The sequence below is a fragment of the Aliiroseovarius sp. YM-037 genome (assembly GCF_048060095.1).
In the GTDB taxonomy this organism is placed as follows: domain Bacteria; phylum Pseudomonadota; class Alphaproteobacteria; order Rhodobacterales; family Rhodobacteraceae; genus JBLUOA01.
In genome coordinates this window covers 74679-90368 of sequence record NZ_JBLUOA010000001.1, presented here as the reverse complement: position 1 = coordinate 90368, position 15690 = coordinate 74679, and the positions used below count along the sequence as shown (strand labels likewise).

14 protein-coding genes are annotated in these 15690 nt (G+C 60.3%); 6 read left to right on the top strand and 8 right to left on the bottom strand.

Annotation, left to right across the window (positions count from 1 at the left end; all coding sequences use genetic code 11):
- Positions 1-3: 3 nt before the first annotated feature.
- From ACEWPJ_RS00440 to ACEWPJ_RS00420, 5 genes are all read right to left on the bottom strand, one after another.
- A complete protein-coding gene (locus tag ACEWPJ_RS00440) occupies positions 4-1344 on the bottom strand; it encodes a glutamine synthetase family protein (RefSeq protein ID WP_416510186.1) in 1341 nt (446 codons plus the stop codon).
- Positions 1344-2156: an ABC transporter permease gene (locus ACEWPJ_RS00435; RefSeq protein ID WP_416510185.1), complete on the bottom strand. Its 813-nt coding sequence runs from the start codon at positions 2154-2156 to the stop codon at positions 1344-1346. The genes ACEWPJ_RS00440 and ACEWPJ_RS00435 overlap by 1 nt, the downstream gene beginning before the upstream one ends.
- Positions 2153-3049, bottom strand: a complete 897-nt coding sequence (locus ACEWPJ_RS00430; protein ID WP_416510184.1) for an ABC transporter permease subunit — start codon at positions 3047-3049, stop codon at positions 2153-2155. The genes ACEWPJ_RS00435 and ACEWPJ_RS00430 overlap by 4 nt, the downstream gene beginning before the upstream one ends.
- Before the next feature lie 11 nt (positions 3050-3060).
- The gene (locus ACEWPJ_RS00425; protein ID WP_416510183.1) at positions 3061-4200 is read right to left on the bottom strand and encodes an ABC transporter ATP-binding protein; all 1140 of its coding nucleotides are present in this window, start codon (positions 4198-4200) and stop codon (positions 3061-3063) included.
- Positions 4201-4263: 63 nt separating this feature from the next.
- Positions 4264-5349: a polyamine ABC transporter substrate-binding protein gene (locus tag ACEWPJ_RS00420; RefSeq protein ID WP_416510182.1), complete on the bottom strand. Its 1086-nt coding sequence runs from the start codon at positions 5347-5349 to the stop codon at positions 4264-4266.
- A gap of 167 nt (positions 5350-5516) precedes the next feature.
- Here ACEWPJ_RS00420 and ACEWPJ_RS00415 point away from each other — a divergent pair, with 167 nt between their 5' ends.
- The 4 genes from ACEWPJ_RS00415 to ACEWPJ_RS00400 all read left to right on the top strand — a co-directional run bounded on the left by ACEWPJ_RS00415 (position 5517) and on the right by ACEWPJ_RS00400 (position 10396).
- On the top strand, positions 5517-6191 hold the full coding sequence (locus ACEWPJ_RS00415) for a GntR family transcriptional regulator (protein WP_416510181.1): 675 nt from the start codon (positions 5517-5519) through the stop codon (positions 6189-6191).
- 99 nt (positions 6192-6290) lie between these two features.
- Positions 6291-7664 (top strand): glutamine synthetase family protein, encoded by a 1374-nt coding sequence (locus ACEWPJ_RS00410; RefSeq protein ID WP_416510180.1) that lies wholly within the window; start codon positions 6291-6293, stop codon positions 7662-7664.
- A 23-nt stretch (positions 7665-7687) separates the two neighbouring features.
- The gene (locus tag ACEWPJ_RS00405) at positions 7688-9085 is read left to right on the top strand and encodes an aspartate aminotransferase family protein (RefSeq protein WP_416510179.1); all 1398 of its coding nucleotides are present in this window, start codon (positions 7688-7690) and stop codon (positions 9083-9085) included.
- 9 nt (positions 9086-9094) lie between these two features.
- The gene (locus tag ACEWPJ_RS00400; RefSeq protein WP_416510178.1) at positions 9095-10396 is read left to right on the top strand and encodes an NAD(P)/FAD-dependent oxidoreductase; all 1302 of its coding nucleotides are present in this window, start codon (positions 9095-9097) and stop codon (positions 10394-10396) included.
- A gap of 31 nt (positions 10397-10427) precedes the next feature.
- On the opposite strand, the gene ACEWPJ_RS00395 is transcribed toward ACEWPJ_RS00400, so the two are convergent.
- The 3 genes from ACEWPJ_RS00395 to ACEWPJ_RS00385 form a co-directional block, all read right to left on the bottom strand.
- Positions 10428-11276, bottom strand: coding sequence for a fumarylacetoacetate hydrolase family protein (locus ACEWPJ_RS00395; protein ID WP_416510177.1), 849 nt, complete (start codon positions 11274-11276; stop codon positions 10428-10430).
- Positions 11277-11285: 9 nt separating this feature from the next.
- Entirely contained in the window at positions 11286-11840 is a 555-nt protein-coding gene (locus tag ACEWPJ_RS00390) for an ActR/PrrA/RegA family redox response regulator transcription factor (protein ID WP_416510176.1), read from the bottom strand.
- Positions 11841-11902: 62 nt separating this feature from the next.
- Entirely contained in the window at positions 11903-12523 is a 621-nt protein-coding gene (locus ACEWPJ_RS00385) for an SCO family protein (protein ID WP_416510175.1), read from the bottom strand.
- Between the two features lie 69 nt (positions 12524-12592).
- Here ACEWPJ_RS00385 and regB point away from each other — a divergent pair, with 69 nt between their 5' ends.
- Both regB and ACEWPJ_RS00375 read left to right on the top strand, forming a co-directional pair.
- On the top strand, positions 12593-14014 hold the full coding sequence (gene regB / locus ACEWPJ_RS00380) for a sensor histidine kinase RegB (RefSeq protein WP_416512974.1): 1422 nt from the start codon (positions 12593-12595) through the stop codon (positions 14012-14014).
- A 75-nt stretch (positions 14015-14089) separates the two neighbouring features.
- Positions 14090-15682: a PAS-domain containing protein gene (locus ACEWPJ_RS00375; protein ID WP_416510174.1), complete on the top strand. Its 1593-nt coding sequence runs from the start codon at positions 14090-14092 to the stop codon at positions 15680-15682.
- Positions 15683-15690: the final 8 nt, after the last annotated feature.

Sequence of the window (15690 nt, the reverse complement as noted above, 5' to 3'; positions counted from 1 at the left end):
GGATCACAGTCGGCTGAGGTAGTAGCGGTATTCGACGGCCGTGATGATCGAGGTCAGCTCCTGAATCTCGTCCCGCCGCACGGCGGAGTAGATGCGCCGGTAGTCCTCTCCAAACAGATCGGCGGCAAAGTCGGATTGTTCGAACATCTGAACGGCGGTGGTCCAGTCGTGAGTCAATGGATCGGTATCGGTTGTTTCGGTTTCATCCAGCGGCGCGGGCAGGGGGCAATCGTTGTTCAACCCGTAATGAATCCCGCCAAGAATCGCGGCAAGCGCGAGGTAAGGGTTCACATCGGCGCCGCTGATCCGGTGTTCCAGCCGCGCGCCCGGCCCGGCGGTTTCCGGCAACCGGATTGCCGCCCCGCGATGATCCAGCCCCCAATCGGGCGCGGCGGGGGCGAAGCTGCCCGGCTGAAACCGCCTGTAAGAGTTCATATGCGGCGCAAAGATCGCCTGCATGTCGCGCATCGTGGACAGCACACCGCCGACCGCAGATTTCAACGTGTCCGACACGCCATCCACGGCGGAAAAGATGTTCTGCCCTTCACCATCAACGACCGAAGCATGAACGTGCATCCCGTTACCCGGCTGATCGGCGTAGGGTTTCGCCATAAAGGTCGCCTCCATCCCGTGGGAATCGACGATCCCGATCACAAGACGGCGGAACAGCAGGGCGGTGTCGGCGGCGGCCAGCACATCGTCCGTGTGGTGAAAGTTAATCTCAAACTGACCGGGGCCGTATTCCGCGATCAGCGTATCGGTGGCGAGCCCCTGGATGCGCGCGGCGTCGAGGATTTCGGTCAGAATCTCCTCAGTCTGGTTCAGCACCTCCAGGTCATAGTTCTGCGCGTCGGGCAGACCGTCGGGTGGTTCTGGCGCGTCGGTCGCGTCGGGGCGGTTCTTGACGATGTAGAACTCAAGTTCCGTCGCGACGACGGGGTGATGGTCATCCTTGGCGAAGCGGTCAAGCACGTTATTCAGGTGCTTTCGGGTCGAAAGCGTGCTCACCTCGCCGTCTTCGTCGACCATCTCGACAAGCACCTGCGCGACGTGGCCATTGGCCCATGGCACCGGTTTCAGCGTGCCGCTCACCGGCGTGATGAAACCGTCGGGGTCGCCCTTGACGATGCCAAGGCCGGTCGCCTCAACCTCTGATCCCAGAATATTCGGCGCGTAGGTCGACATCGGCAGGCGGACACCGCCGTTCAGCAGCTTGTCGACCTCATCCCCCGGCAGCCATTTCCCGCGCAGCACGGCGTTCAGATCGCACAGCATCATTTCGATGCGATCGGGCACACCATGTTCGGCGCAATACGCCTCATACTCAGCTTGGAAGTCGGACATTACTGGTCGGCTTTCTGTTCTTCTTTTTGGCGCATCGCGATGCTGCGCTTGGTGACGAGCGACGCGGTCAGCACGCCGACGGTGACGATCCCGATCATGATCGTGGACAGGGCGTTGATCTCCGGGCTGACCCCAAGGCGCACCGCGCTGAAAATCTTGATCGGCAGGGTCGTCGATGACGGGCCAGAGGTGAAAGAGGCAATCACCAGATCATCAAGCGACAGAGTGAAGGCCAGCAACCAGCCGGAAATCACCGCCGGCGCGATGATCGGCAGGGTCACCGACTTGAACGCATCAAAAGGGGTGCAGCCGAGGTCAAGCGCGGCCTCTTCCAACGATTTGTCGAAGGACACGAGGCGGGAGGACACGACGACCGACACGTAGCACATCGAAAAGGTCGTATGCGCCAGCACGATTGTCATGACACCACGGTCAAAACCAATTGCGATGAAAAGCAGCAGCAGGGACAGGCCCGTAATGACTTCGGGCATGACCAGCGGCGCGTAGATCATGCCCGAAAACAGCGTGCGCCCATAAAACCGCCCGCCACGCACCAGAACGTAAGCTGCCATTGTGCCAAGCACGGTGGCGAAGGTTGACGACAACACCGCGACCTTCACCGTCACCCACGCCGCATCAAGGAACGCGTCGTTCTGGATCAGCTCTCCATACCACTTGGTCGAGAATCCGGCCCAAACAGTGACGAGTTTCGATTCATTGAAGCTAAAGATGACGAGGATCACCATCGGCAGATAAAGAAACGCAAACCCAAGGGTAAGGGAGGTCGCGTTGAACCAGCTGAAACGCCTCATTGCTCTGCCTCCCTCTGCTTTTGCTCATTCCGCTGGAACAGGATGATCGGGATCACGAGGATCAGCAGCAGGATCACCGCCACCGCCGACGCGACCGGCCAGTCGCGGTTTGAAAAGAACTCCTCCCACAGCACTTTACCGATCATCAGCGTGCCCGACCCGCCGAGCAGCGAGGGGATAACGAATTCGCCCAGCGCCGGGATAAAAACAAGAAAGCAGCCCGCGATGATGCCCGATTTCGACAGCGGCATGGTGACAAGCCAAAAGGCCGAGGTGCGCGAACATCCCAGATCTTCGGCCGCTTCCAGCAGTGACCCGTCGAGTTTTTCGAGCGTCGCGTAGATCGGCAGGATCATGAACGGCAGGTAGGTATATACGATGCCGATATAGACCGCCCAGTTTGTGTTCAGGATCGTCAGCGGGCTGTCGATGATGCCGAGCCACAGCAGGAACTGGTTCAAGAACCCTTCATTGCTGAGGATACCCATCCACGAATAGACGCGGATCAGAAAACTGGTCCAGAACGGCAGGATCACCAGCATCATCAGCGTCGGGCGCCATTCGTCCCGTGCTTGCGCCATGGCGTAGGCGATTGGAAAGCCCACAATCAGCGTTATTAGGGTCGAAATCAACGCGATCATCAGGCTGGAGAGGTACGAACGCCAGTAAAGATCGTCTTCGGTCAGGAACACAAAATTCTCAAAGTCGAGCTTAGAGAAGAAATCCTTGATCCCGGTCCAGCCTTCCGACAGGTCGAGCGTCGGCGTGTAGGGCGGAATCGACAGCTCGATATCCGACAGCGCGATTTTCAGAACGATGGCGAACGGCACAAGGAACAGCGCCAGCAGCCAGAAATAGGGAACGGCGATCAGGAACAGGCGGCGCGGGTTCATGGCTGTGCCCCTCACTCAGTCAGGATGATGCCGGCGGTGTCGGTAAACGACAGCCAGACCGTATCATCCCAGGTGAAGCTGCGTCGCGCGATCCTTCGGTTATTCGCGGTCTGCGCCTTGATCACATGGCCGCTTGCCAACTGGACGTGGTAAGTCGAAAGATTGCCAAGATAGGCGATATCGAGCACCGTGCCGCTGATGACATTCGCGTCGGCAGCGGGCCTTTCCGCCGAAATAGAGACCTTTTCGGGCCGGATCGCGAAGGATACGCGCATCCCGTCGGTGATCTTGTCGTTCGACGGGCCGACCAGCGGCGGCTCGCCCTCGGCCCAGTGCACTTCGTGCTTGCCGTCGCTGTGGGGCTTGGCATTGCCTTCGATGATATTCACATCACCGATGAAATCCGCGACATAGACAGAATTCGGCGTTTCGTAGATCCGGTCGGGCGTCGCCACCTGGATCAGCTTGCCATGATCCATCACCGCGACGCGGCTGGCCACGGTCATCGCCTCTTCCTGATCGTGAGTCACGATGACGAATGTCGTGCCGGTCTTTTCCTGAATATCCATCAGTTCGAACTGCGTATCCTGCCGCAGCTTCTTGTCGAGCGCGCCGAGCGGCTCATCCAGCAGCAGCAGTTTCGGCGCCTTCGCCAGCGACCGGGCGAGCGCGACGCGCTGGCGCTGGCCGCCGGAAATCTGGTGCGGCTTGCGCTTACCGAATTTCTCCAGCCGCGTCAGGCGCAGCATCTCGTTGACGCGATCCGCAACCTCGTCTTTCGGCATCGGGGACCGTTTCAGGCCAAAGGCGATGTTTTCAGCGACCGTCAGGTGCGGGAACAAGGCGTAGGACTGGAACATCATATTCACCGCCCGCTTGTTCGGCGGAATCGGCGCGATGTTCTGGCCATCAAGCAGGATCGTGCCTTCGGTCGGGCTTTCGAACCCGGCAAGCATCCGCATCAGGGTCGTCTTGCCGCACCCGGATGGGCCGAGCAGGGCGAAGAATTCTTTTTCAAAGATATCAATGTTGAGGTCGTCGATGGCCGTGAATTCGCCAAACCGTTTGGTGACGTTCTTGAAGCTGATCAACGGTTTTGCGGATGGATCTTCCCACGGGGCAAATTCTTCGGGTTGGGATGCTTGCGCCATACTGTCCTCACGCTTTCAAACGAAATCCGCGCCCGGCGATGCGGGCGCGGATTGGGCACGATATCAGGTGCCGGATTTGATCTTCGTCCAAAGCCGCGTAACGGTCCGCTGAACCTTCGCCGGGTACGGCGTCGTGGTATAAAGGTTCTCCAGCGTGGCCGCATCGGGGTAGATCGCCGGATCGCCGATCACGTCTTCGGCCAGGAATTCCTGCGATGCCTCGTTGCCGTTAGCGTAATAGACATAGTTCGACGCGGCGGCCATGTTTTCGGCATCCATGATGAAGTCCAAGAACTTGTGCGCGCCTTCCGGGTTCGGCGCGTCAGCCGGAATCGCCATCATGTCGAACCACATCAGCGCACCCTCTTTCGGCGCGTTATAGGCGATTTCAACGCCGTTATCCGCCTCAGCCGCGCGATCGCGGGCCTGCAGGATGTCACCGGACCAGCCGAACGCAACGCAGATGTCACCATTGGCGAGCGCGTTGATATATTCGGAGCTGTGGAACTTCTGCACATAGGGCCGGATCGGGGATAGCACCTCTTCGGTTTTGGCGATGACGTCGGGATCGTGGCTATCCGGGTCTTCACCAATGTATTGCAGCGCTGCCGGGATGATTTCGACCGGCGCGTCAAGCAGGTGAACGCCGCATTCCTGCAGCTTTTCCATGTTGGACGGCTCAAAGATCAGGGCAAGGGAATCGATCGGGGCATCTTCGCCCAACACCTCTTTCACCTTGTTGACGTTCACGCCGATCCCGGTCGTGCCCCACATATAGTTGATCGCATGGGCGTTGCCGGGGTCATACTGATCGGTGCGCTCCTTGATCACGTCCCACAGATTGCCCGTGTTTGAAAGTTGCGAAGTGTCGAGCGGTTGGAACGCGCCCGCGGAAATCTGGCGCTGAAGGAATGTGCCGGACGGAACAACAACATCGTAACCCGATCCGCCCGCAAGCATCTTGGTTTCAAGAACCTCGTTCGAATCGAAGACGTCGTAGATCAGATCGATCCCGGTTTCTTCCTCGAACTTGGTCAGCAGGTCTTCGTCGATATAGTCCGACCAGTTATAGACGCGCACTTCCTCGGCTGCGGCGGCGGTTGCGCCCAGCGTCAATGCGGCCGCCAGTGGTAGCCAAAACTGTTTCATTAGGTGGTCTCCCCTTGGTTTTAAGAAAGGCTCTCGCTCTCTTTCGCCGGATTTGATCAAAAAAAACGATTCATTGCAATATGGTATTTTTTTGAACGCCCGGCTATGGTGGCTCTGAGTGGGTTCAGGCACGCATCACGCCCGACCACAGTAAGGGGCATCTTAACGTGGAAACACCGCATCGCAAGCTACCAACGCATGAACTGGTCTATCGCAAGATCCGCGAGCGGATCTTGTTCGGCGAACTGCAGCCGGGGCAGGCGGTCACGATACAGGGCTTGGTTGCGGAACTGGGCGCGGGCATGACCCCGGTGCGCGAGGCGATTCGGCGACTGACGGCAGAAGGCGCGCTTGAATTTCTCGGCAACAGACGGGCCTGTGTGCCCGAGCTAACCGAGGAACAGCTTGAGGAATTGTCCTTTGCACGTTTGGCCATAGAACCAAGGCTTTCGCAGATCGCTACGGGCAAGATGACCGCAGCGGATATCGACAAGCTGACCGACATCGACAACGCTCTGAACGAAGCGATAGATGCCGGTGACGTGCGTGGCTACCTGCAACACAACTACCGGTTCCACGCGACGCTTTATCGCTTGTCCGACGCCAAGATCCTGATTGCTATGGCGAATGCGCTGTGGCTGCGCGTGGGGCCGTCCCTGCGCGTGGTCTGCGGGCAGATCGGGACCTACAACCTGCCCGACAAACACGAAGAAGCGCTTGCCGCGATGCGGGCCGGAGATGCCGATGCCGTGGCGGATGCCATCGCCGAAGACCTTCGGCAGGGGCATGAACAGATCAGGTTGTCCTTCGCACGGAACGCCGATTTGATCAAATCCGGTTGACAGTATATTTTTTGATCATATCCTTGTAGCATGATGGCGCATTTGGCCCGCTGCGACGAGTATGATCGTTCGGACATCAATTGAAATTCAGGTGAACACATGGCCCCCGATTCTCAGCTAAATTGGCAAGACGCATTGCCGGACGCCTTCCGCACCTATCGCGACGGTCGGCGGTTTGAAGAGGTGGAGTGCATCATCCCCGACATCGCCGGAATGTCGCGCGGCAAGGCGATGCCGGCGTTCAAATTCTCGCCCGAAGATACCTTTTTCCTGCCGATCTCTCTGTTCTACCAGACGATCACCGGCGAATACGTCGACATGGATATCGAAAACCAGTGGATGGAATCCGATATCGTCCTGCGCCCCGACATGGCGACGGCCTGTGCCGCACCCTGGGCGGAAGATGTCACGATGCAGGTGATAAACGATCTTGAAACCCGCGAGGGCGAACCGCTTGGCGTCGCGCCGCGCAACGTGCTGAAGCGGGTGCTGGCGTTCTACCGCAACAAGGGCTGGCAACCCATCGTTGCGCCAGAGCTTGAGTTCTACCTGACAAAGCCGAACATCGACCCGAATGAACCGATCGAACCCCCCGTCGGGCGCACCGGGCGCAAAGGCGCGGGGCGGCAGGCTTATTCGATGGTCGCCGTCGATGAATACGGGCCGGTCATCGACACGATCTATGATTACGCCGAGGCGCAGGGCCTTAGCATCGACACCGTCATTCAGGAAGGCGGCGCGGGGCAGATTGAAATCAATCTGCTGCATGGTGATCCCCTGATGCTCGCCGATCAGGTGTTTTACTTCAAGCGCGCGATCCGCGAGGCGGCGCTGAAGAACGGCACCTTCGCCACCTTCATGGCCAAACCGATGCGGGATGAACCCGGCAGCGCAATGCACATCCATCAAAGCCTGATCGACACTAAATCGGGCAAAAACATCTTTTCCAACGCCGATGGCAGCCCGTCTGACGCGTTCCATCGCTTCATCGGCGGGTCGCAAGCCCACATGATGTCGGTCGTGCCGCTGCTGGCGCCATACGTGAATTCCTACCGCCGCTTCACCGCGGGGATGAGCGCGCCGGTCAACCTTGAATGGGCCGCCGACAATCGCACGACGGGTATTCGCATTCCCAATTCCGGGCCAGAGGCGCGGCGTGTGGAAAACCGGGTGATCGGCATCGACGCGAACCCCTACCTCGCCATCGCGGCCAGCCTTGCCTGCGGCTACCTCGGCCTTGTGAACAAGACAGCGCCGCGTCCGGCGGCCGAAGGCGAGGTTTATGACGAAGGTGCTGTCCTGCCCCGCAACCTTGCCGAAGCGCTCGACGGGCTTGAGGAAGAAAACCCCGTTCGCGACATCCTAGGCGAAGAGTTCTGCCTGCTTTACGCCGCCATCAAGAACGCCGAGCTGGAAGAATTCCAGCGCGAGATTTCGCCGTGGGAACGTGAACACCTGCTTTTGAACGTCTGACGACCCTGAGAAGGACCCCTAACATGAACATGATCACCAACCACCTGCCCACGAAAGAGCTTCAGGCGCTGGACGCGGCCCACCACATGCACCCCTTCACCGATGGCGCGGAACTGGCCGAAAAAGGTGCCCGCATCATCACGCAGGCCAATGGCGTGACACTGACCGATTCCGAAGGGAATGAAATCCTGGACGCGATGGCGGGGCTGTGGTGCGTCAATATCGGCTATGGCCGGGATGAATTGGCCGAGGTCGCTGCGCGCCAGATGAAGCAGCTGCCGTTCTACAACACCTTCTTTCAGACGTCGCATGTGCCGGCAATTGCGCTGGCTGCGAAGTTGGCCGAACTTGCGCCCGGTGATCTGAATCATGTGTTTTTCGCTGGATCAGGGTCTGAAGCCAACGATACGAACATCCGGCTGGCGCGGCATTATTGGGCCGCAAAGGGCAAGCCCGACAAGAAAGTCATTGTCAGCCGTAAGAACGCCTATCACGGCTCCACCCTCGGGGGGGCGAGCCTTGGCGGCATGACCCCGATGCACGCGCAGGGCGGTTTGCCGATCCCCGACGTCGTTCATATCGATCAACCGCACTGGTATAACGAAGGCGGAGAGATGGACCGCGACGCGTTCGGCCTTGAACGCGCCCGCCAGCTTGAGGCGAAGATTGCAGAGCTTGGCGAAGGCAAGGTCGCCGCCTTCATCGCAGAGCCGATTCAGGGCGCGGGCGGTGTTGTGATTCCACCCGACTCCTACTGGCCCGAAATTCAGCGGATTTGCGATGCCCACGACATTCTGCTGATCGCGGATGAGGTGATCTGTGGCTTTGGCCGGACCGGGAATTGGTTCGGCAGCCAAACCTTCGGCATCCGCCCGGATATCATGACCATCGCCAAGGGATTGTCCTCGGGCTACGCGCCCATCGGCGGGTCGATCGTCTGTGACGAGGTTGCTGAAACCGTCGCTAACGCGGGCGATTTCAACCACGGCTACACCTATTCCGGCCATCCGGTCGCGGCGGCCGTCGCGTTGGAAAACCTGCGAATTATCGAGGAAGAGAGCCTTATCGACCACGTGCGCGACGTCGCAGCGCCCTACCTTGCGGACCGCTGGGCAACGCTCACCGATCATCCGCTGGTGGGTGAGGCACGGTCGCTTGGCATGATGGCGACGCTCGCCCTGACACCGAATAAGGAGACCCGCGCGAAATTCGCGTCTGACGAAGGCATGATCGGCCTGCGCTGCCGTGAACGGTGCTTTGCCAACAACCTCGTCATGCGACATGTCGGCGACCGGATGATTATCGCACCACCGCTGATCTTTTCCCGCGACGACATCGACACGCTGATCGAACGGGCGACGAGGGCGCTTGATGAAACCTATGCGTCGATCCGCGAAGATGGCCTGCTGAAAGCGGCGTAAGCCCGTCTGATGGACATCCTCACAGCGAATGACCGCGTCGGCGAATACCCGGCGTCGTGGTATGCGGCGAGCGCGCCACCGCTTGATCCGTTTCCCGAGGCCGCGGGCGCAATCACCTGCGATGTGTGCGTCATCGGCGCGGGGTTCACCGGGCTGTCCGCCGCGCTGCACCTTGCGCGAAGGGGGTTTGACGTTGTGCTACTTGATGCGCATCGCGTCGGGTTCGGCGCATCGGGGCGCAATGGCGGGCAGGTCGGCACCGGGCAACGGGTCGATCAGAATGAGCTTGAAAAGATGGTCGGCGAAGACCGGGCGCGGGCGCTTTGGGATCTGTCGTTGGAGTCGGTGCAGCTTGTCCGCGACCTTGCCGCTGAAACCGCGCCTGATTGCGCCTTTGTCGATGGTATCCTGCACGCCGACCACCGGGCGCGGTTTGTGCCAGAAAGTGAGGCGTATGCCGAAAAGCTGCGCACCAATTATGGCTACGATAAAATTCGCGCGCTCGATGGGGATGAGGTGCGGGCGCTCGTCGGCTCTGACGCATATCACGGCGGCACGCTTGATATGGGGGGCGGGCATATCCATCCGCTGCGGTTTGCGTTCGGCCTTGCCCGGGCTGCGGTGAAGGCTGGCGTTCGGGTCTTTGAACGGTCGCGCGTGACAGAGGTTACCCAGGGCAATCCGGTGAAAATAGTCACTAACCAGGCAGAAATCGCGGCGAAGCATGTGGTTCTGGGCTGCAACGGCTACCTGGGCGGGCTGAACGGCAAGGTCGCTGCGCGGGTCATGCCGATCAACAATTTCATCGTCGCGACGGAACCGCTGGGCGAGGAACGCGCCCAGTCGCTGATCCGCAACAACTACGCAGTGGCCGATAGCAAATTCGTAGTAAATTACTTTCGCCTGTCCGAGGACAACCGGATGCTGTTCGGGGGCGGCGAAAGCTATGGCTACGCCTTCCCGAAGGACATCGCCGTAAAGGCGCGCAGGCCGATGACGGCGATCTATCCGCAGCTAAAGGACGTGCGGATCGACTACGCCTGGGGTGGCACGCTGGGGATCACGATGAACCGGATGCCGCATTTCGCCCGGCTTGGCGCCAATGTGCTGAGCTGTTCGGGATATTCCGGTCATGGTGTTGCAATGGCGACGCTCGGTGGAAAGCTCGCCGCCGACGCGATCGCGGGGCAGGCCGAAAAGTTCGATACGCTGGCCGACGTGCCGACGCCCCGGTTTCCAGGTGGCGCGGCGCTGCGCACGCCGCTGCTGGCCCTTGCGATGGTTTGGTATTCTTTGCGCGATAAGCTGTAATTTGGCTGGAATAGAGTCTGTTTTTTGCCGTTCAGGACCACGCCACGGCCACCTGATCCTGCGCGCCCAACCCATCGACGCCCAACTGCATCCGCTGGCCGGGCTTCAGGAAAACCGGCTCCGGCTTTTGCCCCATCCCGACGCCCGGCGGGGTGCCGGTCGAAATAATATCCCCCGGCTCAAGCGTCATGAACCGGCTGCAATATGAGATCAGTTCAGCCACGCCAAACACCATCGTCGCGGTGGAACCTTCCTGCATCCGTTTCCCATCAAGATCGAGCCACAGGCCAAGTGCCTGCGGATCGGGAACCTCATCCCGCGTGACAAGCCATGGGCCAGTCGGGCCGAACGTATCGCAGGACTTGCCCTTTACCCACTGCCCGCCGCGTTCGATCTGAAACGCGCGTTCGGACACATCGTTGATGACACAATAACCCGCGACATGGCCCAGCGCGTCGGCTTCGGACACATACTGCGCGCGGGTGCCAATGACGACGCCAAGCTCTACCTCCCAGTCGGTTTTGGTTGAGCCTTTGGGAATAATCACCGGATCGTTGGGCCCGGAAATCGCGCTGGTGGCCTTCATGAACAGGATCGGTTCGGTTGGAACGTCCATCCCCGCCTCTGCCGCGTGGTCACTGTAGTTAAGGCCAATGCCGATGAACTTGCCGACCGCACCGACGCATGGCCCTAGCCGCGTGTCTGCCGGAACCACCGGCAGAGCCGTCGGGTCGAGTGCGCGAAGGCGATCAAGTTCACCATCCGACAGGGCCGCGCCCGCGATATCGCCAACCACACCGGTCAGATCGCGCAGAACGCCGTCGCCATCCAGCATCCCCGGCGCTTCGCGGTCCTGTCCGCCATGCCTCAGCAGTTTCACATCGTGCCCCTATCGTGGGCTGCGTTTCGCCAGAATCCGTTGCAGCGTGCGGCGGTGCATACTTAGCCGACGCGCGGTTTCAGAGACGTTTCGGTCGCACAGCTCATACACCCGTTGAATATGCTCCCACCGGACGCGATCTGCGGACATCGGATTTTCCGGCGGTGGCGGCAGCGTGCCTTCCTTGGCCAGCAGCGCCGCGGTGATGTCATTCGCATCAGCGGGTTTTGACAGGTAATCGGTCGCGCCGGATTTAACCGCGGCAACAGCCGTGGCAATCGCGCCGTAGCCCGTCAAAACGATGATCCGGGAATCGGGGCGTTTTTCGCGCAGCACCTCAACCACGTCGAGGCCGGAGCCATCCTCAAGCCGCAAGTCAATCACCGCATAGGCAGGCGGGCGGGCGGTGGCGATGGCACGCCCAGCCGCGACAGATCCGGCCAATTCAGGCTCAAACCCGCGCTTTTCCATGGCACGGGCCATGCGGCGCAGGAACGGTTCGTCGTCATCAACCAGAAGAAGTGATTTATCGTCACCAATATCGTGCAGATCGTGCTCTGTCATTCGTGCCCCCTGTTCGCATAGGCCGTGTGTCGCTTGTAGGCCGTTGCAAGGGGCGGGTCAATTTAGCTTGCCGCGTCAACAAAGCAGGCGACGCTTTCTGCCATCTCCTCCGGCGTTGTTTCGCGGCGATAGAATTCGACGACACCTTTTTCCGGCAGGACGAGATAGCTGAAGGTCGAATGATCGACGAGGTAGAATTCATCCTCTGCATCCTGCTTGTTGAAATAAGTCTTGTAGGCTTGCGAGGCCGCGCGAACCTGTTCCAGCGATCCGGTCAGCCCGATCATCTTGTCGTGAAGGTTAAAGGCATAATCCGCCATGACTTCGGGCGTGTCCCGTTCCGGGTCGATTGAGATCATGACGGGCGTTACGTCAGTGCCATTCTCCTCAAGAATATCCACGGCGATTGCGTTACGGGCCGTGTCCGCCGGGCAAACGTCGGGGCAGAAGGTATAGCCGAAATAAACGATGGAGGGTTTGGTGAACACGTCCTCATCCGTCACGGTCTGTCCGGTTTGATCGACCAAAGTGAACGGCCCGCCGACCGACCCCATGCCACCCGCGACCTGGCCAGAGCGGCATTGTGCGAACGCCTCTTCCCCACCGCGCGTGGTGGCGACGTAAACACCTGCGATAAGCGCGACGATCGCTGCGCCCGCGACGATTGCATATGTTCTGACCATTCCGGATTCGCCTTTCTTGCCATACGGCGCATTGATCGCGTCGCTCGGCCTGTTTAACAATTGCGCATGATGACGCAATCCCAAGCCGACACGCCCCAGACCTATCCGCCCAGCGCGGTCTTCCCGCCCGAAGCGCGGGCCGATTGGCTGCGCCTGCGCACGTTCACCACATTACGCTGGATCGCCATCGTCGGACAGATCGCGGCGATCACAATTGCGCAACGGCTTTACGGCCTGTCGATGGAGGTCGGCTTTGTCTATGCGGTCGTCGCGGCCTCGGTCATTGCCAATCTGGTTTTTGATTTCGTCTATCCGGAAAACAAGCGCCTGACCGAAGCGCAGGTTGTCGTCATGTTGCTGTTCGACATCTCGCAGCTGTCGCTGCTGTTGTTCCTGACCGGCGGGCTTCACAATCCGTTTGCGCTGCTAATTGTTGCCCCGGTGACGATTTCCGCAACTGCGCTTTACACGCGGTCGACCGTGTTTCTAGGCGTCGTCGCTTTGGCCGCAACGACCATCCTCGTGAACTACCACATCCCCTTGCGGACAGAGCAGGGGTTCATCCTGCGAATGCCGCAGATTTTTGTTTTCGGCTTCTGGGTCGCAATCATGATCGGGATCGTCTTCCTTGGCGCTTATGCGCATCGGGTGTCATCAGAAATCCGGTCGATGTCCGAAGCCGCGCTGGCAACGCAAATGGCGCTGGCTCGTGAACAGAAGCTGACCGACCTCGGCGGTGTCATCGCCGCCGCCGCGCATGAGCTTGGCACGCCGCTTGCCACGATCAAACTCATCAGCACGGAGTTACTGGAAGATTTGACCGAAGACGATCCCCTATATGACGACGCCATTCTGATCCGCGATCAATCTGACCGCTGCCGGGAGATTCTGCGGTCCATGGGCCGGGCCGGCAAGGACGACCTGCACCTGCGCTCCGCGCCCCTGTCGGCGGTGATTTCCGAAGCGGCAGAACCGCATCTTGATCGCGGCAAATCGATTCAGTTCGACTTCGCCCCAGACAAGGACGGCGGCCCGGAACCGACAATCCGGCGCCAGCCAGAACTGATCCACGGCGTCCGCAACCTCATTCAGAACGCTGTCGATTTCGCCACGGATACCGTGTGGATCGAAGCCCGCTGGACCGAAAGCACCATTCGCCTGCGGGTGATGGATGACGGTCCCGGCTACCCCTCGCACCTGCTCGGCCGGATCGGAGAGCCGCTTATGCGCCGCCGCCGCAGTGCCAGCGAAAAGGCCCAGCGCCCGGAATACGAAGGGATGGGCCTTGGCCTGTTCATCGCAAAGACGCTGCTACAGCGTTCGGGTGCGGAGCTTGCGTTCGCGAACGGGACCGATCCATCGCTTCGCGCCGAAATGGCGGCGAGGGGCAAGGGCGCGGTCGTCAGCGTGACATGGCCGCGCAACGAACGCGGACCAGAGGCTAACGCACGCCCCGGCGCATTGGGGGAAAACCAGCCCATCAAGGCGTGATCGCCGAGCGTTAAGACGCTGTTAACCAAAATGACCGAAAAGTGAGCCGAAACGACGACGAGGCAGGCTCCTTCATTGTATCTGGCTGAATATTCAACGGTCGCACTGATCTTTCTGGCGTCGCTTTCATCGGCGATGATCGCGCTATGGATCTCATTGCGCGATCCATCCCGCCATCGCACCCCCGCGCGGAAACTGCTGGAGGGGTCGGAAAAATCGCTCGTCTTCATCTTTGACGATGAAAGCCTGATCGACGCGACGATCCCGGCGCAGGCTTTGCTGAAAACCGTGCCGCACGCCAAGACGGACTGGCAGCGCCTATCGGCGGTCCTTTGCGCGCGGTTCCCGACGTTGAAAAGCGATCTGACCGATCTGGCGCAGTCCGGCCGCAAGACCCTAATCGCCGAAGGGGCGGACGACCCCACGATCATCGTCGCCGAATGGTGGGACGATCTTGTGCGGATCGAGCTTTTGAATCCCGAAGAAACGACGCCCGAAATCCCGGTTGACCGCGAATGCCTGACCGCGATGGAGGCAGAGCTATCGCTGCTGCGCGCCGCCGCCGAAAACGCGCCTTTCCTGTTATGGCAACAAACCAAAGACGGCGACGTGACATGGGCCAATACCGCTTATATCGATCGCGCGAACCAGCTTCGCCCGGATACGGAACACGCCTCCTGGCCGCCGCCGCGCCTGTTCGATCCGCTGAACGCACAGGAGGGCACGCCCCGCCCCGGCACCCAGCGGATGGCGATGCGCACGCCGGATGGCAAAATCGCCGCGTGGTTTGATTGTAAATCTGTGGCGTTCGGCGACCTGACGCTGAATTTCGCCATTGACGCCGACACCGCCGTTCAAGCCGAACTGGCCCAGCGCGATTTCGTGCAGACGCTGACCAAAACCTTCGCGCATCTTCACGTCGGCCTCGCAATCTTTAACGAGCGGCGACAGTTGACGCTGTTCAATCCCGCGCTCACCGATCTGACGGGGTTGCCGGTCGATTTCCTGTCGTCCAAACCAACACTCCGCGCCGTGCTGGATCGCCTGCGCGACAAGCGGATGCTGCCGGAGCCGAAAGACTACAAAAGCTGGCGGCAACACATGGCCGCGCTGGAAGCCGCCGCTGTCGATGGAACTTACGAAGAAACATGGTCGCTGTCATCGGGCCGGACCTACCGCGTTACCGGGCGTCCGCATCCGAACGGTGCAATCGCGTTTCAGTTCGAAGACATCACCTCTGAAATCTCGCTCACCCGCAAATTCCGGTCCGAGCTTGAGCTGGGACAAGCCGTCATCGACAGCCAGCCCGAAGCGGTCGCGGTCTTTTCCTGCGGCGGGCCGCTGTCACTGTCGAATGACGCCTACGCCCGGCTTTGGGGTGTCGATCCCGGCTCTGCCATCGCGGAAACCACAAGTGCCGACGCGTTGCGCCAATGGTCCGCCGCCTGCGCGCCAACGCCGGTATGGGACCGGATCGCGCAATTCATCGACCGCCGCACCGGGCGAGAGGCTTGGGACACAACCGTCACGCTGCTGACCGGGGCAGGGGTCACGGTGCGGCTGGTGCCGCTGCCCGGCGGCGCGACATTGGTTGGATTCACGCCCGAAGCAAACATACCAGCGGCGCAGAACGAAAAAGAAGGCGCGCCCGAAACCGTTGACGCATGAACCGCCTT